Raw genomic sequence first — 21,574 nt, forward strand, 5'->3', positions numbered from 1 at the left:
CTAGCCTGCGCTCACGTCGGAGACGGCCATCCCCATGCCGGACGACCCGTCGGCCACGGCGTACCCGCCGCCCGCGCCTCCCAGGCCCTCCATGCCGCCCGCCACAACCTGGTCGCCGGGCTTGAGGGCGCCCTTCACCACGCTGGTGAGCCCGTCGGAGGCGACGACCTCCACCTTGCGCTGGGCGACGTCCTGCGTCTCCGGGTCGGTGACGACCATCACGAAGCTGCCGCCCGCGCCGTCGGACTGCACGGCCGAGATGGGCACCATGAGCGCGTTGTCGATGGTGGTCGTGGTGATGGTGGCCTTGGCGGTCATGCCGGGCTTGAGCCGCGGGTCGGGCTCGGCGATGAGCAGCTTCACCGCGTACGTGACGGCGCCGCCCATGCTGCCGCCGTACAGGGCGCCGCCCGACGCGTCGCCCGAGCCCGCCGACGTGGTGGCGATGCTTACCACGGTGGCGGGAAGGGTGAGGTCGGGAGCCGCGGTGAACGTGACCTCGGCGGTCTGGTCGGCGGTGATCTTGAGGATGTCGATCTCGTTCACGTTGATGGACACGGTCATCTGCGACAGGTCGGCTATCTGCACGGGCGAGGTCGCGGCGCCCGCCGCAGCCCCGAGCGCCTTGCCGGGCTCGATGTTGACCGCGACGACGCTGCCGGCGATGGACGCGGTCACCGTGCGCTTGGCGGCGCGCGCCACCGCCTCGTCGTAGGCGCTCTGCGCGTTCCGCAGCGCGAGGTTCGCATTGCTCAAGCCGAGCTCGGCCGACCTGATGGCGGAATCGGCGCTCGCCTCGTCGAAGGAGGCCGGGGAGCCGGCGGCCTGCCCCGCCGTCGCATCCGCCGAGCCCCCTGCGGTCGCCGCCTCGGATGCCGCTGCGGCGGCAGCCTGGGCCTGGGCTTGGGCTTCCGCGGCGGCTTGCTGGCCGGCGGACTTGGCGTGGTAGGCGTCGTTCACGGCGTTCTGCGCCTGGGCCACGCCGTTCCTGGCTTCCTCGATGCCCTGGGCGGCCTGCTTCACCGCCTTGTCCAGCTCGTCGTTGACCAGGGTGAACAGCGTCTGCCCCTCCGCCACCGCGTCGCCTTCGGACACGAGCACCTCGCCCACGATGCCGTCCGCCTCGGGTGTGGCGCTCACCGACGCGACGGGCTGCAGGTTGCCGGACGCCGAAACCGTCTCGGTGAACGTGCCCTGCTCCACGAAAGCGGTCTGCGGGGCCCTGTCCTGCAGCGCCTTGGCCGCCTGGTCGGCCGTGCACCACGCGAACGCGCCGCCTGCTACGGCGAGCACCGCCACCGCCGATACGGCGCCGATGATTATCTTCTTACGCTTCTGCTTCTTGCGGCGCGCCTTCAGATCGTTGAACGCCTGCATGTCGGCAAGCGCCTCGGCATCGACCAGGTCCGCGGTGCGCAGCGGGTCGGCGGGGCCGGCAACGTCGGGATGCGGGGTGCCGGCGAGCGCGGCGGTGGCGCCGGAGGCCGCCTGAGGGCCGGGTGCCGCCGCGGACGCCGCGGCGGCCGCAGGCATCGCGGACACAGCGGGCGCCGCGGGGACGATGCGCGCGGTGGCGTCCTCGCCTGCCGGGGCGCCGATGGGACGCGCGGACACCGGCGCCGCTCCCCCGCCGCCCCAGGATGCGCGCTCGTCCGCGCCATCCCCCCGCCGATTGCGTCGCAGTGCCATCTTGAACCTCCCGAGTGAAGAAGCAGCCAGTTCCCCCAAGGCGTCGAGCGCAAGCCTCTCCGTTTCAGAATAGGTGGCGCATGCGGAAAAGGAAAGCCGATTTATGCGGGTATGCGCCGCGCCGTCGAAACCACATAATCCTCAACCTGCCGTTGAGCGAGGCGGCCCCGTGCCCCCTGCCGCATCGTCCGTGCCGGGCGGGCCACAGAGCCTCTGCGACCGTGCGCAAGGGACCGGGCGACGGAGCGGCGCGGAGCGCTCGCCCCTTTGCGCAGCCGCACGCAATGCGCTACCCTTGCAGGGAAAACGGCGGATCGCGGGCGGAAGGGCGGCGGGATGGGCGATTTCTCGGAGCGGGTGTTTCAGGTGGTGCGGCAGGTGCCGCGCGGCAAAGTGGCATCGTATGGACAGGTGGCGCGCCTGATCGGTGCTCCACGGTCGGCCCGTTACGTGGGCTACGCGCTGCGCGCGAACCCCGACCCGGGCGCCGAGGTGAACGGCATTCCCTGCCATCGCGTCGTGTTCAAGGACGGCAGCCTGTGCCGCGGCTACGCGTTCGGCGGCCCCGACGTGCAGCGCGAGATGCTGGAGGAGGAGGGCGTGGCGTTCGCCGACGACGAGCACGTGGACATGGGCGCCTGCCAATGGGACGGCTGGCTGGATGCCAACGCGGAGGACGGCGCAGCCGACCTGCCGCTGGCGCCCCCGCCCGACTTCGACTGGGATCGCGAGCTGGGCGACTGACAGGCCTGGCGCCGCGCGGACGGCTTGGACGACAAGCACGCGGACAGTGCGGAGGCAGGCGACGCGGACAGGCGGGCGACAAGCGGCGCGGGCGAGAATGCAGCCGGCGCAGGAGCATGAGCACGTGGGCGCGCGCCCGCACGACCGACCCGCAAACACGACAGATGAGAGAGAGCGCAAGCGCTCGCACCGCGGGAGGAAGCCACATGGAGCAGGGCAAGGTACAGGTGTACACCGGAGACGGCAAGGGCAAGACCACGGCCGCCGTGGGCTTGGCCGTGCGCGCGGCGGGGAACGGGCTGAACGTGTACTTCGGGCAGTTCATGAAGCACGGGAAGACCGGCGAGCTCGAGGCGTTCCGCGTGCTGGGCGGGCGCGTGAGCGCCGAGCAGTTCGGCACGGGCGACGAGCTGTCCGCCCCCGACCCGCAGCGCGACGCGCAAGCGGCCCGCCATGGCCTCGCCTGCGCGCGCGAGGCCATGGCCAGCGGAAACTACGACGTCGTGATCCTCGACGAGGCGAACGTGGCCGAAATGCTCGGCTACTTCGCGCCGGGCGCCCTGCTGGACGCCGTCCGCGAGAGGCCCGAGGGAGTCGAGCTCGTCATCACGGGCCGCGGCGCCAGCGACGAGGTCATGGCCGCAGCCGATCTCGTGACCGAGATGCGCGAGGTAAAACACTACTATCGAGACGGCGTGCCCGCGCGGCGCGGCATCGAGTTCTAGCGGGCGACGTCCCCCGTCACCGCCTGGGCCACGCGCAGGCCGTCGCAGGCGGCGCTCATGATGCCGCCGGCGTAGCCGGCGCCCTCGCCGCAGGGGTAGAGGCCGCTGCCGCCGTCGCGCCCGCCCGCCGTCGCGCCCGACATCACGGCCTGCAGCCCCTCGTTCCGCACGATGCGCACGGGGCTGGAGCTGCGCGTCTCCACGCCGGTCATGACGGCACCCTCGTCGGCGAAGCCGTGCAGCTTCGCATCGAGCAGCGGCAGCGCGCGGGCCAGCGCGTCGGCCGCGAACGGCGGCAGGCAGTCCCGCAGGTCGCACCAGGCCACGCCGCGCGCGTAGGTGGGGCGCACCGCAGCGCTCGGCCCGCCCGCGCGGCCGGCCAGGAAATCGCCCACCGTCTGCGCGGGTGCCGCATACGGCGCGCCGCCGGCCGCCACGGCCGCCTCGTAGGCCGCGCGCTCCATGCGGCGCTGCAGCTCCACGCCCGCAAGCGGGTGGTCGCTGCCGAAGTCCTCCGGACCCACGCCCACCAGAAGCGCGCTGTTCGCGTTCTCGCCGTCGCGCGCGAAGCGGCTCATGCCGTTCACCACCACGCCGCCCGCCTCGCTGGCCGCGCACACCACCTGCCCGCCCGGGCACATGCAGAACGTGTACACGCCGCGCCCCTCGGCGCGCCCGCCGGTGCCGCACCCTTCGCCGCCTTGCGCCGGCAGGTGGACCGCGAGCTTGTAATCGGCCGCGCCGAGCGCCGGATGGGCGGCGGCCGCGCCGTACTGCGCCTCGTCCACGGCGCGCTGGAGGTGCTCGATGCGCACGCCCACCGAGAACGGCTTCTGTTCCAGCACCAGGCCCGCCCCGTGCACGAGCTCGAACGTGTCGCGCGCCGAGTGCCCGCACGCCAGCACGACGCGCCGCGCGGGGATGCGCTCGGCGCGGCCGGTGCGCACGTCGCGCGCCTCTGCCTCGGCGAGCGCGCCGGCCTCGAACCGCAGGCCCGTGAGCTGCGTGTTGAACCGCACCTCGCCGCCCGCCGCGATTATCTGGCCGCGCATCCGCCGCACCACGTCCACCAAGAGGTCGGTCCCGATGTGGGGCTTCGCCTGCCAGAGTATCTCCTCGGGCGCGCCTGCGTCCACGAACCACCGCAGCACGTGCGGCGCGAGCGGGTTCTTGATGTTCGTGGTGAGCTTGCCGTCCGAGAACGTGCCGGCCCCGCCCTCGCCGAACTGGATGTTCGTGCAGGGGTCGAGCGGGCCGCCGGCGTCGAACGCGGCCACGGCGGCCAGGCGCTCGTCCACGTCGCCGCCGCGCTCCAGCACGAGCGGCCGTAGCCCGGCGCGCGCCAGGTAGAGCGCGCAGAACAGCCCCGCCGGCCCCGCGCCCACCACCACCGGGCGCGGCTCCGCCCCGCCGTCGGCCCCCGCGCGCGGCACCGCGAGCGGCTCGTAGGGCACGCGGCGCCTGACGTGCGTGCCCCTCTCGGCTCCCGCGCCGCCGCGTGCCTGCGCCTCCGTGAGCGCACGCTCCTCGGCCGCCGCGTTCGCCAGCTCCACGCCGAGGGTGGCCACGAAGTGCACGTCGCGCTTCTTCCGCGCGTCCACGCTGCGCTTGAGCACGCGCACCGCCGTCACCTCGGCCGCCGGAGCGCCCAGCGCCCGGGCCGCCGCCCCGCGCACGAGCCGCTCGCCCGCCGCGCCCGGCAGCCCTGCGTCGAGCGGCAGCCGTACGTTGGATACCTCGAGCATGCGATGCCCCCTAACGTCTTTCGTCCTGCGTCGCGGTATCGAGGCCCGTCAGCCGCGCGACGGCTCCGCGTCCCGCCAGCATGCCGCTCGCCCAGGCCCAGTGCAGGTTGTAGCCGCCGCAGGGGGCGTCCACGTCCAAGGCCTCGCCCACCACATGCAGGCCGGGCACGGCGCGGGCCTCGAGCGTGCGCGGGTCGAACGCGGCCACGTCCGCGCCTCCGCACCGCACCTGGCACTGGCGCTCGTCGCCTATGCCGCGCACTTCCAGCGGGAACGCCTTGAGCGCGCGGGCGAGCACCGCCACGTCGCGCTTGGCGAGCGGCGCCCCGGGCGCCAGCCCTGCCTCCTCCAGCACGGCGCGCGCCACCGCCGGCAGCAGCATACCGCGCAGGAATGCCTCGCGTGAAAGCGGGCGATCGCCGAACGCGAGGCGCCTACGGCGCGCATGCAGGAACGCCGCGCAGCCGTCCTCGGGCACCTGCGGCAGCAGGTCCACGAGCAGCCGGTCGCCCGGCTCGGCGAAGCGGGACAGGTTGAACACCGCGATGCCCGACACGCCGTAGTCGCGGAACAGCAGCTCGCCCGCCTCGCGCGCCTTGGGCGCGCCGTCGGGCCCCGCAAGCGTCACGGCGCAGCGCACGCGCAGGTTGTTCAGGTGCCTCACCACGTCGGTGGCAGTGCGCAACGGCCCGAGCACCGGGCGCGCAGCGGCAAAGCCGATGCCCTCCGGCAGCAGCTCGCGCGCCGTGCGCCCGCCCGTGGCGAGCACCACGGCGTCGGCGTGCCCCACCGTCCCGTCGGCGAAGCGGAGGTGGAAGCGGCCGCCCGGACGGTCGGGCACGTCGAGCCGCACGGCGCGCCGCCCGCACGCCTCCGCCACACCGAAGTCCGCCGCAGCCGCCCGCAGCACGTCGAGCACGCTCGTCGCCTTGTTGGCCAGCGGGTAGAGACGCCCCTCGCCCTCCTCGCGCCACACGAGGCCCAAGCCGGCGAAGAACGCATGCACCGGGTCCGGGCCGGCAGCCCCGCAGGTCCCTTCCGGCGCCAGGCCGGCCATCTCCTCCGAACACGCCGCCAACGCCCCGAGGGCCGCTTCCACGAACGCCGCGTTGCGGTAGGCCCCCGCGTCGATGCGCGCGTTCGAGAAGTTGCACCGCCCGTTGCCCGTGGCCAGGATGGAGCGCCCCACCCGCTCGTCGGCCTCGTACACCGCCACGTCGCCGGGAACGCCGAGCAGGCGCAGCTCGCGCGCAGCCGTCACAGCCGCCGCCAGCCCCGCCGCCCCGCCGCCTATGATCGCCAACCGGCCCATGAGCCCACCGCTTCCCTTCGTCGCTTCCTTCGCCCGCCATCATACCGCAACGCCGCAGGGGAAAGGGGCGCCGTTCACGCCTCGCGGGCCAGCCGGGCCTCGTGCCAGCGGCCGAGCACGCCGTACAGCCAGTGGAACAGCGCCGCGGCGGCAACGGCGCAGGCGGCGAACAGCACGGCCATGGGAACGGTGAACGGCACGATGCCGAACAGCCCGTGGAACAGCGTCGCGCCGAGCACCGTGCCGCCCACCACCACGACCAGAAGCGCGCTGCGGATGGGCGTGAACGGCACGGACAGCCGGACGATGAGCATGACGCCCACCCAGGCCACCAGGAGCACGCACAGCGTGGACACCTGGCCGTAGCCCAGGCCCAGCGCCAGGCGGCCCACCGCGTTCACGGCCAGCACACCCAGCACCGCGCACACGGCGCCGGGGATGGACTTCACGATGACGTTCTCCAGGAAGCGGCCGCGGATGCGGTCCCTGTTGGGCTCGAGCGCCAGCACGAACGACGGGATGCCGATGGTGAACGCGCTGATGAGCGTCATCTGGATGGGCTGGAACGGGTACTGCCACGGCAGCAGCACGAACAGCACCGCCAACGACATGGACAAGAGCGTCTTCACCAGGAACAGCGACGCCGAGCGCTGCAGGTTGTTGATGGAGCGCCGCCCTTCCGCCACCACCTTGGGCATGCTGGCGAAGTCGTTGTCCACGAGCACGAGCTGGGCCACGTTGCGCGCCGCGTCGGAGCCGGCGGCCATGGCCACCGAGCAGTCGGCCTGCTTGAGGGCCAGCGTGTCGTTCACGCCGTCGCCGGTCATGGCCACCACGTGGCCCTGTTCCTGCAGCGCGATGACGAACTGCTTCTTCTGCTCGGGCTTCACGCGGCCGAACACGTGGTAGCGGCGCACGGCGTCGGCCACCTGCTCGGGCGTCTCGAGCGTCGTGGCGTCCACGTACTCGTCCGCGCCGTCCACGCCCACCTGGGCCGCGATGCCCGCCACCGTGCGCGGGTCGTCGCCGGAGATCACGTTCACGGTCACGCCCTGGTCCTTGAAGTAGCCGATGGTCTGGGCGGCCGTGGCGCGTATCTGGTCGTGGATGCACACGAACCCGAGCAGCGCCGGCGCGCCCACGATGGCGCCGTCGGCGTCGAAGCCCTCCGCGCGCGCCACGGCGAGCACGCGCGCCGTGGCGGCCAGCTCGCCCGCCTGCCCCTCGAACGCGTCGAACGCGTCGCCCATCACGAACCGGCCGGCTCCCATGACGTAGGCACGCCCCTCGAAGGCCGCGCCCGACCACTTCTTATCGGACGAGAACGGCACCGTGCGCACGGGTGCGAGCGGGCGCACGGCAGGACGCGCGGCATAGTATGCGGCGACGGCCTGCGCCGTCTCGTTCGGGTCGTCGTCCGCCGCGGCGAGCGAGGCCAGCGCCCGGTCCAGCTCGCCCGCGTCGGCGCCCTCTACGGGCACCACGGCCGCCACCTCCATGGCCCCCGTGGTGATGGTGCCCGTCTTGTCCAGGCACAGCGTGTCCACGCGCGCGAGCGTCTCGATGCAGTAGAGCTGCTGCACCAGCACTTTGCTCTTGGCCAGACGCACCACGGCCACGGCCAGCACCGTGGACGTGAGCAGGATGAGCCCCTCGGGGATCATGCCCACGAGCGCCGCCACCGTGGACAGGATGGCCTGGTCCAGCGCCACCCCCTCGCCGCTGAAGAACATGCGCGCGAACAGCAGCGCCCCCACGGGGAAGATAACGCAGCTCACGAACTTGATGATGCCGTTCAGGCTGTTCATGATCTCGGAGTTGACCTTCTTGTGCTGCTTGGCCTCGGCGCTGATCTTCGCCGCGTAGTTCTCGTGGCCCACGTGCACCACCCGGGCGCACACGGTGCCGGCGTTCACGAACGAGCCGCTCATGAGCTCGGCGCCGGGAGCCTTCTTTATGAGGTTGCTCTCGCCGGTGAGCAAGCTCTCGTTCACGTCGGCCTCGCCGGACACCACCACGGCGTCGGCCGGCACCTGGTCGCCGCGGCCGAGCACCACCACGTCGTCGCGCACGATGTCGTGCAGCGCCACCTCCTTGCGCGCGCCGTCGCGGACGACCGTGGCGTGCGAGCCCGCCACGATGCTCAGGCGGTCGGTGGTGATCTTCGAGCGTATCTCCTGCACGATGCCGATAATCACGTTGCTCACGATGACGATCATGAACAGCATGTTCTTGTACGAGCCGGTGAACAGCACGAACACCGCCAAGATCACGTTGATGGCGTTGAACAGCGTGCAGACGTTCTCCCGCACGATCTGGCGCACGGAGCGCGTCTTCACGTCCACGTCGGCGTTCACGTCGCCGCGCGCCACGCGCTCGGCCACCTCCGCGGCGGTCAGCCCCCTGGGTTCCTCGGCCATGCTCTGCTCCCGCTCTCTTACTGGTCCGGCAGACGGCCCATTCGGGAAGCCGCCCGCCCGCTTGCTTGCGCCCATTCTACGGCACCCCCACGCGAAACGGCCTCCGCTTCATCGGGAAGGGAGGCCGTTCACGCGAAACCCTCAAACGCCTGCGACGCGCGCCGGAACCAGGGGCTCCCGCAAGCGCGCCCGACCGGCAGGGGCGCCCGCATCCCGCACGCGCAGCAGCGCCAAGCCCTCGCCGCGTCGTGCGCGCGGCCTACGCCTGCTTCTTCACCTGCGCGGACAGGTACAGGCACACGGCCACGATAACGACGCTGACGAGCGACCACAGGTCGAACGTGCCCTGCGCGAGGGACATGCCCAGGCCCACGAGGCCCAACACGAGCCCGATGATGCACAGCACGAAGAACGGCCCCACCTTGCGCGGGTTCTTCGCGCCGCGCAGGCCCAGCAGGCCGATGACCAGGTCGACGATGCCGCCGACGATGGTGCCGCCGCCCAGCGCCGCGGCCATGACGTTGGCCGCCTCCGCGGTGCCGTTCACGTCGATGGTCTCGCCGGCCAGAAACGAGCCGCCCGCCACGAGGAAGATGCCGAACGCCGTCATGACCACGGCGTAGATGATAAGGAGCAGGGAAACGACCTTCAAGGCCTTCTGGGAACCGGACATGCTGGACTTCCTTTCGAAACGCTGGATACGGTACCCCGCCCCGGAGCGGCAAGGGCCGGCCGGAGGACGGGAAGCGCGCCGCCCCCTCGGCCGGCGCGCTGCAAAGCGCTTCGATTATAAGGCGAGGGAGGGCGACCGCTCGCCCTCCCTCCGTGGTTCAGCAGATCATTGAACGTGCCGGCCCGACGGCCCGCGCCACCCGTACACGGGCTACTTCGACGCCAGCACGGGTATGGGCGTCTCGTCCACCTCGTCCAGGTTCTTGTCCCACACATAGTGCTTGGTCTCGCGTGCGATCAGGCCCGACAGCATGAGCACCACGATGATGTTCGGCACGGCCATGAGCGCGTTCGTGATGTCGGAGATGGTCCACACCAAGTCGCCGATGCCGATGGCTCCCAAAAACGCCACGAGAACGTAGAGCACCTGGTAGGGGCGCACGGCATGCTTGCCGAACAGGTACGCCGCGCAGCGGTTGCCGTAGTACGACCAGCCGAGGATCGTGGAGTACGCGAACAGGATCATGCCGATGACCAGGATGGGCGTGCCCACGTAGGGAATGGACGCGAAAGCGGCGCTCGTCAGGTCGGCACCGGCCTTGATCTGGCCGGACTCCAGGATGCCGGGGTTGGCGATGAGCGTGGACACCAGCACGATGCCCGTGAGCGCGCAGATGACCACGGTGTCCCAGAACGTGCCGGTCATGGACACGAGCGCCTGGCGCGCCGGGTTGCGCGTGGAGGCCGCCGATGCCACGATGGGCGCCGAGCCCAGGCCCGACTCGTTGGAGAACAGGCCGCGGGCGCAACCGAACTGCAGCGCCATCATGATGCCGCTGCCCACCGCGCCTCCGAACGCCGCCTTCGGCGTGAAGGCGCACTCGAAGATGAGGCAGATGGCGGGCCATACGTACTCCCAGTTCATGCCTATGATGACGACGCAGCCCCACGCGTAGGCGATGGCCATGAACGGCACGAGCTTCTCGCACACCTTCGAGATGACCTTCACGCCGCCGAAGATGACGATGGACACCATGATGACGATGGCCAGGCCGATGCCCCAGGCAGGAATGCCCGGGAAGTTCGACATGATGATGCCCGTCATGGCGCTGGACTGCACGGCCGAGCCGATGCCGAACGAGGCGATAGCGGCGAACAGCGCGAACGCCCCGGCACCCAGCAGGCCCCACCACGGCGTCTTGCCGTCCTTCTCGAACGCGCGGCGCCACGCGTACATCGCGCCGCCGAGCATGTTGCCGTTGTGGTCCTTCACGCGGTACTTCACGGCCGCGAACGTCTCGGAGTACTTCGTGGCCATGCCGAACACGCCGGTGAGCCACATCCACAGCACGGCGCCGGGCCCTCCGGCCAGGATAGCGGTTGCCACGCCCACGATGTTGCCTGTGCCGATGGTGGCCGACAGCGCCGTGCACAGTGCGCCGAACTGGCTGATGTCGCCCGGGGCATCCGGGTCCTTCGTCACCGACAGCTTGATGGCCGTGGGCAGCTTGCGCTGGATGAAGCCCGTGCGGAATGTCAGGAACAGGTGCGATCCCAGAAGGATCACGATCATCGGCGGTCCCCACACGAACGCGTCGATATCGGTGATGAGCTGGACGATGTCCATTGGCAACCTCTTTTCTGCTGGTGAATCCCCCTCGCGCAGTGCCGTTGCCGAAAAAGATTCCACCGATTGCCCGGGAAGCCCCGGCAATCCGATGAGAAGCCGTTTCGGCATGGGCGCTTTCGCGCACTAAAGTGGTTGGATTATAGGTGCAGGATCCGGCGAGGCGCGCCGAAAACGGCGAAATTCCCAGCGAGCGGGGCCCCGTCGCCCGGCCGCGGCCGACGGGCGGGTGCCGAGGCGCGGCGAAGCCCCTCGCCGGCCCGGCCGGCACCACGGCGCTCAGAAAGCCACGAGCATGACCTCGATGCCGTTGCGCTTGAACAAAGGCTTCATATATTCCGGGTCGCGCAGCTCGGGCAGCACCTGCTGCAACGCGAAGAACACAGTGCATTCTTGGCACTTGCCATGATATAGTATCCTAGCATGAGTTCATTTATAAATGAACAATGAGATTCAAGCCCTGCGAGGGTGATGGCCCATATCCGCGTAGCCGATTCGGTGGTGCTGCTCCATCCGTTTCAAGGGCATCGCGGAACCGGGAACATCCCCGCCAGCACCGTCGCAAACGCGGTTCGGCAACAGCGCCTCGTCGTCGAGCTGCTGGAACAGGAGGAATACGATGGAGATTGAGCCGATCGAAGCAAGGGACTACCGCGCCTTCATGCGGGACTTCCACACGCCGGGCACGCGCGCCTATGACCATGCGCTCGATATCAGCGTCATGATCTGGGAGCTCATGCAGGAGCAGGGGCTCTCGAAGACCGAGCTGGCGCGCCGTATGGGCATATCGAAGTCGCACCTGTCCAACCTGCTGAACACCCAGCCGAACATGACGCTGGAGACCATCGCGAAGTTCGAGCTGGCACTCGACGTGGAGTTCAAGTTCAGCTTCGTCCCGGCCCCCGCCCCAATTGCCGAGGCAGCCGTGGAGGACGCCCCGGCATCGAAGCGCGCATAAACGCCGTCACGCGGGGCGGGTGCCGCTACTTGCTCTCCACGACGGGGATAGGGTCCTCGTCCACCTCGTCGAGGCAGCCGTCGTAGACGTAGTGGCGGGTGCCGCGGGCCACGAGGCCCGACAGCAGCAGGATGGCCACGATGTTCGGCAGGGCCATGAGCGCGTTGCCGATGTCGGACACCGTCCACATGACATCGCCCACGCCGATGGCGCCCAAAAACGCCACGGCCACGTACAGCACCTGGTACGGCCTGATGGCGCGCCTGCCGAACAGGTACGTGACGCAGCGGTTGCCGTAGTACGACCACCCGAGGATCGTGGAGTAAGAGAACGCCACCATGCCCAGCACCAGGATGGGCGTGCCGATGTAGGGGATCTTCGAGAACGCGGCGCTGGCCAGCTCGGCGCCCGAGAACAGCGTGGGGTTCGCCAGGATGTCGGCCTGAATGCCGGGGTTCGCTATCATGGTGGACACGAGCACGATGCCCGTGAGCGCGCAGATGACCACGGTGGACCAGAACGTGCCGGTCATGGCGATGAGCGCCTGCTCGGCCGGGTTGCGCGTCTTGGCGGCGGCCGCGATGATGGGCGCCGACCCCAGGCCCGACTCGTTGGAGAAGAGCCCGCGCGCGCAGCCGAACTGCAGAGCCATCATGATGCCGCTGCCCACCGCGCCCCCGAACGCCGCCTTGCCCGTGAACGCGCACTGGAAGATGAGCGCCACGGCCTCCCCCACCACCGGGGCGTTGAGCGCCAGGATGACCAGGCAGCCGCCCGCGTACGCCACGGCCATGACGGGCACCAGCTTCTCGCACACGTTCGAGATGGTGCGCACGCCGCCGAAGATCACCACCGAAACCAGCACGACGATGCCAATGCCGATGGCCCAGGTGGGCACCGGCACGCTCGACGCGATGATGCCCGTCATGGCGGACGCCTGCACGGCCGACCCCGTGCCGATGGTGGCCACGGTGGCGAACGCGGCGAACGCCACGGCGCCCAGCTTCGCCCACCAGGGGGTGCGGCCGTCTTCCTTCTTGAATGCGCGCTCCCACACGTACATGGCGCCGCCGAGCATGTTGCCGGCATGGTCGCGCACGCGGTACTTCACCGAGGCGTACACCTCCACGTACTTCGTGGCGATGCCGAACACGCCGGTGATCCACATCCAGAACACCGCACCCGGCCCGCCCGCCAGGACGGCGGTGGCCACGCCCACGATGGAGCCCGTGCCGATGGTGGCCGCCAGCGCCGTGGCCAGCGCGCCGAAGTTGGAGATGTCGCCCTTGCCCTGGGGGTCCTTGCGGAACGACATGCGGATGGCCTGCGGCAGCTTGCGCTGGATGAAGCCGGTCTTGAAGGTGAGGAAGACATGCGTGCCCAGAAGGAGCACGATCATGGCCGGCCCCCAGACGAACGCATCGATGCTGTTCAGGATTTCAAGCATACGAGGCGGTATTGTACCCGAACGGGGGCGGCTGGCCGCAAAACTGTAGCCGACGCACACAATTGGAGGCCTCCTGCCGGTGCGCCCGCAGCTACTACCCACTTCGCCGCTTCTGTCCGGTCTTTCTCGGCACGCCGGTTGCGCGGAGGTGCCGAGGCCGCTACAATGGGCCGCGATGGATTCTGTTTCAGGGCGAGGTGAAATTCCTCACTGGCGGTAATCGGACAGCTGGCGCAAACCGCGCCAAGCCGAGAGTCCGCGACCCTGCGACGGCGTGCGCCGGCCACCGCCGAGCGCGCCCGGGCAGGCTGACACCGGTGAGACTCCGGGACCAACGGTTAAAGTCCGGATGGAAGAGGCAGATATCGCATCGGCTGCGACCGCTTGCCGTGGAGGCCGGCCGCGTCCCTGCGAATCACAAGCCCGTATGACAGGAGTGGAATTCATACGGGCTTGCTTCTTCTCTGCGAGGCGGGAGGCGAACCCGACCAGGCACAGCCCCGCGGAAAGAAGGTCGACCATGACCGAGAAGGCGCAGAGAGCGCAGAACCTCGAATTCACGAACACGAACAAATGGGATACCCGCCAGCTGGTGACGATGGCCCTCATGTGCGCCATCGCGGCGCTGCTGTCGTTCATCCAGATCCCGCTCATCCCCGGCGTCACGTTCCTCACCTACGACCCCTCGCTCATGCCGGCCATGGTGTGCGGCTTCGCCTTCGGGCCCGGCGCGGGCATCGCCGTGGGCGCCGTGGCGGCCGTCATCCACGGGCTCATCCTGGGCGAGTGGGTGGGCTCGCTCATGAACATCGTGGCCACGCTGTGCTTCGTGTGGCCGGCGGCCGCCCTCTACCGCCGCAAGCGCACCTTCAAGCAGGGCGTGATCGGCCTGGTTGTGAGCGTGCTGGCGGCCACGGTGGGCGCCATCGCGGCGAACCTGACCATCGGCGTGCTGTTCTGGTACGGCAGCGTGGACGTGATCCTGCCCATGCTGCTACCCGCCATCGTCCCGTTCAACCTGGTGAAGGGGACGGTGAACGCCGTGCTCACGCTCATCGCGTACAAAGCCGTCTCCAACCTGATAACGCCGAAGAAGTCGCAGGTCAAAGGACATTAGGCCGCATCGTCAACCCAGTCCCTCGCAGCGCCGAGCCGGCCCGCAGGACTGCAGTTAGGAAGCGTATGATTCACTGCACCGACATCGAGTTCACCTACGACGGCGAGCGCTTGGCGCTGGCCGGGGTCGACCTGCACGTGGCCCCCGGCGAGTTCGTCTGCATCTTGGGCGGCAACGGCAGCGGCAAGAGCACCCTGGCGAAGCACCTGAACGCGCTTCTGCTGCCCGACCGGGGCACCGTGACCGTCGACGGCTACGACACGGCCGAGCCGCGCGACGTCTACCGGATACGCTCCACGGCGGGCATGGTGTTCCAGAACCCCGACGACCAGCTGGTGGCCTCGCTCGTGGAGGACGACGTGGCGTTCGGCCCCGAGAACCTGGGCGTGGAGACGCCCGAGCTGGCCCGGCGCGTGCGCGACGCGCTCAAACAGGTGGGCCTCGTGGGCTTCGAGAAGCACGAGACGAACGCCCTGTCCGGCGGCCAGAAGCAGCGCGTGGCCATCGCCGGCGTGCTCGGCATGGAGCCGAAGATCCTCATACTGGACGAGGCGTCGGCCATGCTCGACCCGCGGGGGTGCAAGGGCCTCATGCGCGTGTGCCGCGAGCTGAACGGGCGCGGCATGACCGTGGTCATGATCACCCACTTCATGGAAGAGGCCGCCGCGGCCGACCGCGTGGTGGTGCTCGACCGCGGCAAGGTGGCGTGCAACGGCGCGCCGCGCGACGTGCTCGTGCGCACCGACGTGCTGGCCGGCTTGAACCTGGAGGTCCCCTTCGCCTGCGACCTGTCGCTCAAGCTGCGGGAAGCGGACGTGGACGTGCCGGTGTGCGTGGAGGAGGCCCCGCTCGTGGATGCCATCGCCGCCGTGCTGGGCGAGGGTCGCCAAGCGGAAGGACCGGCGGGGGCTTCGGCGGAGCCGGAGGGCGCGGCAGCGCATCCGCAGGCCGCCCCGCAAGACGGCAGGGAAGGACGCCCGCCATGCTCCGGCGAAGGCGGCGCAGGCGCGGACGAGAACGCCGCCATCGCGTTCGAGAACGTCTCCTTCACCTACAACCCCGCCAAGGGCAAGCGCAAGCGCGCCGGCAAGCGAGAGGGCGCCGAGGGGCCGCACCCGGACTGGGGCAACGACCCCGACGCCGTGTGGGCGCTGCGCGACGTGAGCTTCGCCATCGCGCCCGGCGAGTTCTTCGGCATCGCCGGGCACACGGGCTCCGGCAAGTCCACGCTCATCCAGCACATGAACGGCATCCTGCATCCCACGTGCGGGCGCGTCCTGGTGGAGGGCCGCGACGTGGCAGACAAGGCGCAGGCTGCCCGCGTGCGCGCCGACGTGGGCGTGGTGTTCCAGTACCCCGAGCACCAGCTGTTCGCCGACACCGTCTACCACGACGTGGCGTTCGGCCCGCGCAACCTGAAGCTCTCCGACGAGGAGGTAGATGCCCGCGTGCGCGAGTCGCTCGCGCTCGTGGGCCTGGACTTCGACGAGATAGGGAACGCAAGCCCCTTCGAGCTGTCGGGCGGCCAGCAGCGCCGCGTGGCGTTCGCGGGCGTGCTGGCCATGCGCCCCCGCATCCTCGTGCTCGACGAGCCCGTGGCCGGCCTGGACCCGGCGGCGCGACGCGATTTCCTGACGCTCATCGCCGGACTGCATGCCCAGGGCCGCACCGTGGTCATGATCTCGCACAGCATGGACAACCTGGCCGCTCTCTGCGACCGCGTGCTCGTGTTGAACGAGGGCCGCACGTTCGAGGTGGGCACCCCCGGCGACGTGTTCCTGCGCGCCGGCGAGCTGAACGGCATCGGCCTCGGCGTACCCGCCGCCCAGCGCGTGGCGAACGCCCTGCGCGAGCGGGGCCTGCCCCTGCCCGCGGGCGTCCTGTTCGACAGTGCATCGCTGGCCGCCACGCTGACCGGGCTGGCGGGCGGAACGGCGCCGGCGCGCTTTGGCGGAGCGGGCGGCACACGATGAACGCCTTCTCCTTCGGCAGCTACTACCCCGGCGAGAGCCCTCTGCACCGCCTGGACCCGCGCGCAAAGCTGCTCTTGGGCTGTGCCTTCATCGTCGTCGCGCTCTGCGCCCGCAACGTGGCCGCGCTCGGGGCGGTGGCCGTGTTCGTGGCGGCGTTCTACCTGGCCTCGCGCATCCCACTCGGCTATGCGGCGCGGTCGCTCGCGCCGCTGCTGTTCATCGTGGTGGTGGCCTCGCTCCTGAACCTGTTCGTGAACCAGGAGGGCGCCGTGCTCGTGGAGTGGGCGTTCATCCGCATCACCGCAGGCGGCGTGGGCGCATGCCTGTTCATCGCCGCACGCCTCGTGCTCATCCTGCTGGGCATGAGCCTCATCACCATGACCACCCCCACGCTCGACCTCACCGAGGCGCTGGAGAAGCTGCTGTCGCCCTTCGCCCGCTTCGGGCTTCCCGCACACGAGCTGGGCATGATCATGGGCATCGCCCTGCGGTTCCTGCCGCAGTTCGCCACCGAGCTCGTGACCGTCTACCACGCCCAGATCAGCCGCGGCGCCGGGCTGGACGGCAGTCCCGTGCGCGGCATGCGCATGCTGTCTTCGCTTCTGATACCGCTTTTCACCAGCGCGTTCCGCCATGCGGAAACGCTCTCGGCCGCCATGGACGCCCGCTGCTACCACGGCGGCGAGGGCCGGACCCGCCTGCACCCGCTGAAGCTCTCCGCCCGCGACGGCGTGGCCGCCGGGGTGCTGGCGGTGCTGGCCGTGTGCGTGGGCCTGGCCGACGCGCTGCTCTGACCGCCGCCGCTTGCGCTGCTCGGCCCCTCCCCCGGCCGCCGGCAGCCGACCGGGCGGGCGACCGCCCCGACAACGAAGACCGCGCCAGGCAACCACGCCCGGCGCCCGAAGGACAACGACCAAGAAGGAGCACTCCATGACCGGAAACGAGACCGTCCTCCAGTACCTCACCAGCGTGCCCGCGTGGTACCTCGCCACGAGCGTGGACGACCAGCCGCACGTGCGCCCGTTCAGCTTCGCCGCCGAGCAGGACGGCAAGCTGTGGTTCTGCACGGCCACCACCAAGGACGTGTGGGAGGAGCTGCTGGCCAACCAGCGCTTCGAGGCCACGTCGTGGTGGCCCGGCCACGGCTGGCTCATCCTGCGCGGCATCGCAGGGCTTGACGACCGCGTGGGCGATGACATTCGCCAGGCGGGCTACGACCACCTCACCGGCCTGGGCGAGCACTACGACGGGCCCCACGACCCCACGCTCGTGTACTTCTCGGTGGAAGACCCGCAGGCCTGGATCTGCAACCACGACGAGTGGAAGCCGCTGGTTTTCTAGCCCCCTCGGCGCGAACGGGAAGGGCGGGCCGCAAGGCCCGCTTGGCACCGGTCGGCCCTCGTGAGCCTCCCGTCGCTCGGAGCCCCGCTTTCAGCCTTCGTCGCCGAACAGCGCGCTCACGCTCGTACCCAGGCCGTCGGCGATGCGTTCCAGCACGTCAACCGTGGGGTTTGCGGCGCCGCTCTCTATGTTGCCCAGGTAGAGCCTGCTCACCCCGATCATGAGCGCGAACGTAGTCTTGGACAGTCCGGCCCTCGTTCGCAGTTCCGCAATATTGGCACCGAGTTGGGCTTTCAGTGTAATATTCCCCATGCTCGAAAAGGCTAGTATCGGGCCGGAGAAATGTCGTAAACTATAGTTTACAGCACACGGATAAAACAACTGGTCACACGCTTATATATAAGCACTGGCGTAAGTGTCATGACCGGACGCCGAGATACGGGGACAACGATGGAGCACGCAGAGTACGAACGGCAGATGGAGGCGATCAAGGCCGCAACTGCCCGCATATTCGCCATGGCCGAGACCGAGGAGGAGGTCTGCCGCCTTGAGAAGGCCATAAACCACGAGGTCATGTACCTTGCAGCCATCGCCCAGTCCGAGCTGGTGAAGCCGGAGGGCGGTTGGGACCCGTTCGGGCGCTGACGTCCGGCGAGCAGGTTCGGCCAGCCCCGAAACGCCTGCGGCCCGCGCCCGAAGGTGCCGCGCAGGCCGCATCGCGCCCGAAAGGGCGCCGGGAAGCCCGCGCGGTCAGTCCGCGAAATCGTAGAGGTCCTTGGTAGCCTGGCGAAAGTCGGCGTATACCTCGGATGCCACTCCCTCGTCCTCCACCAGCTCGAAAGCCGAGGGCTGGCCGTCCTCGTCCAGCTCCGTCACCTCCAGCAGCACGACCTCGCCCGACGAGCCGACCGGCTCGTCCTCCGACACGGGGAAGAAGAACCCGTAGCGGCGCTCGCCGTGCAGCACGAGCCCGAGGAACTCCAACGTTACGGCATCACCTCTCTCGTCGACGAACTCGAGCGTCACGCCCTCCTCAACCGGCGGGCAGAAATTCGGGGCGCTCCCTTGGCGCATGCTAGCTCCTTGCCTCTCGCAGCCCCGCCCGCCTGCGCGGCGAGGCACCTGTTTGCTCCCAGCAGCATAGCACACCGCGCCCGTGCCCGTCTGCCCGCCGCCTCCCCCTCCACGAGATCGGCTTGCACCTGCGGCCTATGCCGGCGACCCGCAGCCATCGGCACCTGCACGCCTTGCGGCGCTGCAGCCTTGGGCAAAAACACCGACTAATCTTTATTATTTTCTGAGGATAATTTGTTCGATAGCCGTATGACCAGGCAGTATCAAAATTTACTTTTTTCGGAATTGCCAAGTTCAGCAGAAATCTATAGATTAGTGCCTCTTTTTGTCCATTACTCTTCAACTTATGTTTATAAAGCACAGGAATCGGAGGCCGCACCACCTGCGCCTCGTTACGTCCTCTCAACAATAGGGCAACGCGAAGATATCGCTGGCTCAAGCGCGCTAGGATGCGGCCATGGCAATCTTCTTATCGCATAGCACAGCAGCAGAATGCTGGAAATCGGGACGGTTCGACGCCCTGCTCGGCGGGCCGTCGATCGCCCCTTGGCACCGGCCGGCTGGAGCGGCAGACGTCGAGCGCTTTGCAACTGCGCTGGCGATGGACCGCCTGGATATCGCCTGCGCCGAGGCGGGCGCCTTCGCAGGATCGCGAGCAGAAGCACCTCGCGCCTGCAAGCCCTTTGCCGGGGAGGTCCGGAGGTTGAGGGAAGGGGTGCTCGCATTCGCATCGGAGCCGCTGCACTTGCTCGTTCCCCACAAGAATGCTGTAAACTCCCTTAAGTCCACACGGTGCCATGTGCGGTCGGCCCCTTTGTCTTGCGGCTCTTTCGTACGTGTCGGCGACGATCTGCTGCTCGGCTCGCCCGAGTTGTGCTTCGCACAGATGGCAGCCTCGCTGCCATTCGTGAGCCTCGTGAAGCTGGGAACCGAGCTGTGCTCGCTCTACACGCTGCAACCGAACGGTTCGGCGGGATATGAGCGCGTCCTTCCCCCGACCACGCCCCGCGCCCTCGAAGCATATCTGGGAAGATGCGCCGGCATGAGAGGCCTGGCGGATGCTCGCAAGGCGGCATGCCTCGTAGCCGCATCCTCCGGCTCCCCCATGGAGACGGCACTGGCCTTGATCCTGGGTCTCCCCCTTCGGCTCGGCGGCTACGGACTCCCGCGGCCGATCCTCAACCATCGCATAGACGCCCTGCAAAGCGGACCGAACGCGATGGAGAGGCGGTACTACCTCTGCGACCTCTACTGGCCCGAAGCCCGCGTCGCGCTCGAGTACGACAGCGACCTGGAGCACACGGGTCCGAGCAGGATAGCGAACGACGCGCGAAGGCGAAACGACCTGACGTCCTTGAGCGTGACGACGATAACCGCAACGCGCGATCAGGTCATGGACGGCCGAGGGCTCGACCGCCTCGCTCATCAGGTCGCCCGTGCGCTGGGCGCGCGCATCAGGAGCAAGCGGGGGTGGAGCACCCGCGCTCGCGGGGAGCTCTTCCGATCGCTTGTCGCATCGTGAAGGCCCCGCCAAGGAGGCATGTCGGCACAAAACGGGATTCCCCGGCCTTTCCGGAAAACCCTCCAGGGCAAAGCCCCTCCTTCGCCGCCAAGCCCCCTCACGCGCCCGGCCATTGGAAGAGGTCGGCACGATGGTCGGCTACCCACGCCAAGGCGAAGTCGCAGAACTCCTGGGCCTGGGGCGACAGGCCGGCGCCGGCCTTGCGGACGACGAACGTCTCCCAGGCGAACGTGCGGTCGGCAAAGGGGCGGATGACCGTGTGCGCACGACGGCCGCCCCAGGCGGCGAAGTCGAACGACACGGCGATGGCATCGCCCTGCTCGGCCAGGCGATGACACAGATCCAGCTCCGTGGCCTCCATGACGATGTCCACATGCGCGCCCGCGTTCGCCAAGCGGTTCACCACCAGGTGGTGCGAGGCGAACTCGCGGCTGACCATTGCGAGCGGCTGGTTGTCCAAATCGACGTAATCGATCGCCGCCTTGCGCGCAAGCGGGTTCGCCTCGTTGATGACCAGGCAGGGCCGGTGGCTCGTGAACGGCACAGCATGGAACACCGACAGGTCCACCGGCCCGCCCAGCACGCCGATCTCGGCGGCGTTGTCAGCCAAGCGCTGCTTGGCAATGGCGTCGGGGCTCTCCATGATGCGCGGGCTGATATGCGGATGGCTTTCGGCGAAATCGCGGACGAACGCGAGCGAGAGGTACTCCGAAACGCCCCGCGTCGAGGCGATGTTCAGCGTGTACTTGAGCGCACGGGCGGCCTCCACCTCGTCTTTCACGCCGTCGAGCAGGCGAATGACCATCTGCGCGCGGCGGTAGAGCGCATCCCCCTGCGGCGTGGGCGCAACGCCGAAGTGGTTGCGGGCGAACAGCGACGTGCCCAGCTCGCCTTCTATCTTCTGGATGATCTTGCTGCACCCCTGGGGGCTTAGAAACTGGTCCTTCGCCGCACGGGTGATGCTCTTCGTCTCGTAGACGGCCACGAACACCTTGAGATCGCGCGTGTCCATGGCCGCCTCCCTTCCCCGCATCGCCCGCAACCGGCGCGCCGCCTCCCTCCGCCGACACTCCGCTCCCGCGTTCCGGCCCGCCCGCGCGCGCCGGCCCCACGCCCCCATTCTACGCAGCGGGGCGCGCGTTTTGAATCGGCCTCACGTGACTATTGATACCCCTCTCCATATCGTTCGTTCCGCTATAGGGAAGCCC

19 protein-coding genes and 1 riboswitch are annotated in these 21,574 nt (G+C 69.3%); of the genes, 9 read left to right on the forward strand and 10 right to left on the reverse strand.

The genetic code is table 11. The annotated features are described in order from the left end of the window. A complete protein-coding gene (locus tag C1877_RS04635; RefSeq protein ID WP_244909792.1) occupies positions 1-1,689 on the reverse strand; it encodes an efflux RND transporter periplasmic adaptor subunit in 1,689 nt (562 codons plus the stop codon). A 336-nt stretch (positions 1,690-2,025) separates the two neighbouring features. Here C1877_RS04635 and C1877_RS04640 point away from each other — a divergent pair, with 336 nt between their 5' ends. Beyond that, positions 2,026-2,433, forward strand: coding sequence for an MGMT family protein (locus C1877_RS04640; RefSeq protein WP_015540418.1), 408 nt, complete (start codon positions 2,026-2,028; stop codon positions 2,431-2,433). Between the two features lie 206 nt (positions 2,434-2,639). After that, a complete protein-coding gene (locus tag C1877_RS04645) occupies positions 2,640-3,158 on the forward strand; it encodes a cob(I)yrinic acid a,c-diamide adenosyltransferase (RefSeq protein ID WP_015540419.1) in 519 nt (172 codons plus the stop codon). On the opposite strand, the gene C1877_RS04650 is transcribed toward C1877_RS04645, so the two are convergent. From C1877_RS04650 to C1877_RS04670, 5 genes are all read right to left on the reverse strand, one after another. Next, positions 3,155-4,903, reverse strand: coding sequence for an NAD(P)/FAD-dependent oxidoreductase (locus tag C1877_RS04650; RefSeq protein ID WP_114568501.1), 1,749 nt, complete (start codon positions 4,901-4,903; stop codon positions 3,155-3,157). The two genes, C1877_RS04645 and C1877_RS04650, sit on opposite strands and share 4 nt — an antisense overlap. A gap of 10 nt (positions 4,904-4,913) precedes the next feature. Further along, complete coding sequence (locus C1877_RS04655; protein WP_114568502.1) at positions 4,914-6,215, reverse strand: NAD(P)/FAD-dependent oxidoreductase; 1,302 nt, start codon at positions 6,213-6,215, stop codon at positions 4,914-4,916. Positions 6,216-6,289: 74 nt separating this feature from the next. Continuing rightward, positions 6,290-8,635, reverse strand: coding sequence for an HAD-IC family P-type ATPase (locus C1877_RS04660; protein ID WP_114568503.1), 2,346 nt, complete (start codon positions 8,633-8,635; stop codon positions 6,290-6,292). A 259-nt stretch (positions 8,636-8,894) separates the two neighbouring features. Continuing rightward, positions 8,895-9,308, reverse strand: a complete 414-nt coding sequence (locus tag C1877_RS04665) for a hypothetical protein (RefSeq protein WP_015539944.1) — start codon at positions 9,306-9,308, stop codon at positions 8,895-8,897. 210 nt (positions 9,309-9,518) lie between these two features. Then, positions 9,519-10,934 (reverse strand): alanine/glycine:cation symporter family protein, encoded by a 1,416-nt coding sequence (locus tag C1877_RS04670; RefSeq protein WP_114568504.1) that lies wholly within the window; start codon positions 10,932-10,934, stop codon positions 9,519-9,521. Positions 10,935-11,553: 619 nt separating this feature from the next. Between C1877_RS04670 and C1877_RS04675 the strand changes: the two genes are divergently transcribed. Continuing rightward, positions 11,554-11,892, forward strand: a complete 339-nt coding sequence (locus C1877_RS04675) for a helix-turn-helix domain-containing protein (protein WP_015539947.1) — start codon at positions 11,554-11,556, stop codon at positions 11,890-11,892. A gap of 25 nt (positions 11,893-11,917) precedes the next feature. Here the strand turns inward: C1877_RS04675 and C1877_RS04680 are convergent, their stop codons facing one another. Next, positions 11,918-13,339, reverse strand: coding sequence for an alanine/glycine:cation symporter family protein (locus C1877_RS04680; RefSeq protein WP_015539948.1), 1,422 nt, complete (start codon positions 13,337-13,339; stop codon positions 11,918-11,920). Between the two features lie 179 nt (positions 13,340-13,518). Continuing rightward, positions 13,519-13,704, forward strand: a riboswitch (FMN riboswitch). A 155-nt stretch (positions 13,705-13,859) separates the two neighbouring features. Between C1877_RS04680 and C1877_RS04685 the strand changes: the two genes are divergently transcribed. From C1877_RS04685 to C1877_RS04700, 4 genes are all read left to right on the forward strand, one after another. Continuing rightward, the gene (locus C1877_RS04685) at positions 13,860-14,456 is read left to right on the forward strand and encodes an ECF transporter S component (RefSeq protein WP_114568505.1); all 597 of its coding nucleotides are present in this window, start codon (positions 13,860-13,862) and stop codon (positions 14,454-14,456) included. Between the two features lie 65 nt (positions 14,457-14,521). Then, positions 14,522-16,429: an energy-coupling factor transporter ATPase gene (locus C1877_RS04690; RefSeq protein WP_114568506.1), complete on the forward strand. Its 1,908-nt coding sequence runs from the start codon at positions 14,522-14,524 to the stop codon at positions 16,427-16,429. Then, positions 16,426-17,223, forward strand: coding sequence for an energy-coupling factor transporter transmembrane component T family protein (locus C1877_RS04695; protein WP_114568507.1), 798 nt, complete (start codon positions 16,426-16,428; stop codon positions 17,221-17,223). Before C1877_RS04690 ends, C1877_RS04695 begins: the two co-directional genes overlap by 4 nt. Positions 17,224-17,359: 136 nt before the next feature. Further along, a complete protein-coding gene (locus C1877_RS04700) occupies positions 17,360-17,770 on the forward strand; it encodes a pyridoxamine 5'-phosphate oxidase family protein (RefSeq protein WP_015539951.1) in 411 nt (136 codons plus the stop codon). Positions 17,771-17,860: 90 nt separating this feature from the next. On the opposite strand, the gene C1877_RS04705 is transcribed toward C1877_RS04700, so the two are convergent. Next, entirely contained in the window at positions 17,861-18,082 is a 222-nt protein-coding gene (locus tag C1877_RS04705; protein ID WP_041239536.1) for a helix-turn-helix domain-containing protein, read from the reverse strand. A gap of 138 nt (positions 18,083-18,220) precedes the next feature. Between C1877_RS04705 and C1877_RS04710 the strand changes: the two genes are divergently transcribed. Continuing rightward, the gene (locus C1877_RS04710) at positions 18,221-18,415 is read left to right on the forward strand and encodes a hypothetical protein (protein WP_087191304.1); all 195 of its coding nucleotides are present in this window, start codon (positions 18,221-18,223) and stop codon (positions 18,413-18,415) included. Between the two features lie 105 nt (positions 18,416-18,520). Here C1877_RS04710 and C1877_RS04715 read toward each other — a convergent pair whose 3' ends face one another. Then, complete coding sequence (locus C1877_RS04715; RefSeq protein ID WP_114568508.1) at positions 18,521-18,844, reverse strand: DUF1292 domain-containing protein; 324 nt, start codon at positions 18,842-18,844, stop codon at positions 18,521-18,523. A gap of 886 nt (positions 18,845-19,730) precedes the next feature. Between C1877_RS04715 and C1877_RS15625 the strand changes: the two genes are divergently transcribed. Beyond that, positions 19,731-20,366, forward strand: coding sequence for a hypothetical protein (locus tag C1877_RS15625; protein WP_227155333.1), 636 nt, complete (start codon positions 19,731-19,733; stop codon positions 20,364-20,366). A gap of 97 nt (positions 20,367-20,463) precedes the next feature. On the opposite strand, the gene C1877_RS04725 is transcribed toward C1877_RS15625, so the two are convergent. Continuing rightward, a complete protein-coding gene (locus C1877_RS04725) occupies positions 20,464-21,378 on the reverse strand; it encodes a LysR family transcriptional regulator (protein ID WP_181813789.1) in 915 nt (304 codons plus the stop codon). Positions 21,379-21,574 lie beyond the last annotated feature (196 nt).

It is taken from the genome of Gordonibacter pamelaeae (genome assembly GCF_003340385.1).
GTDB classification, from domain to species: domain Bacteria; phylum Actinomycetota; class Coriobacteriia; order Coriobacteriales; family Eggerthellaceae; genus Gordonibacter; species Gordonibacter pamelaeae.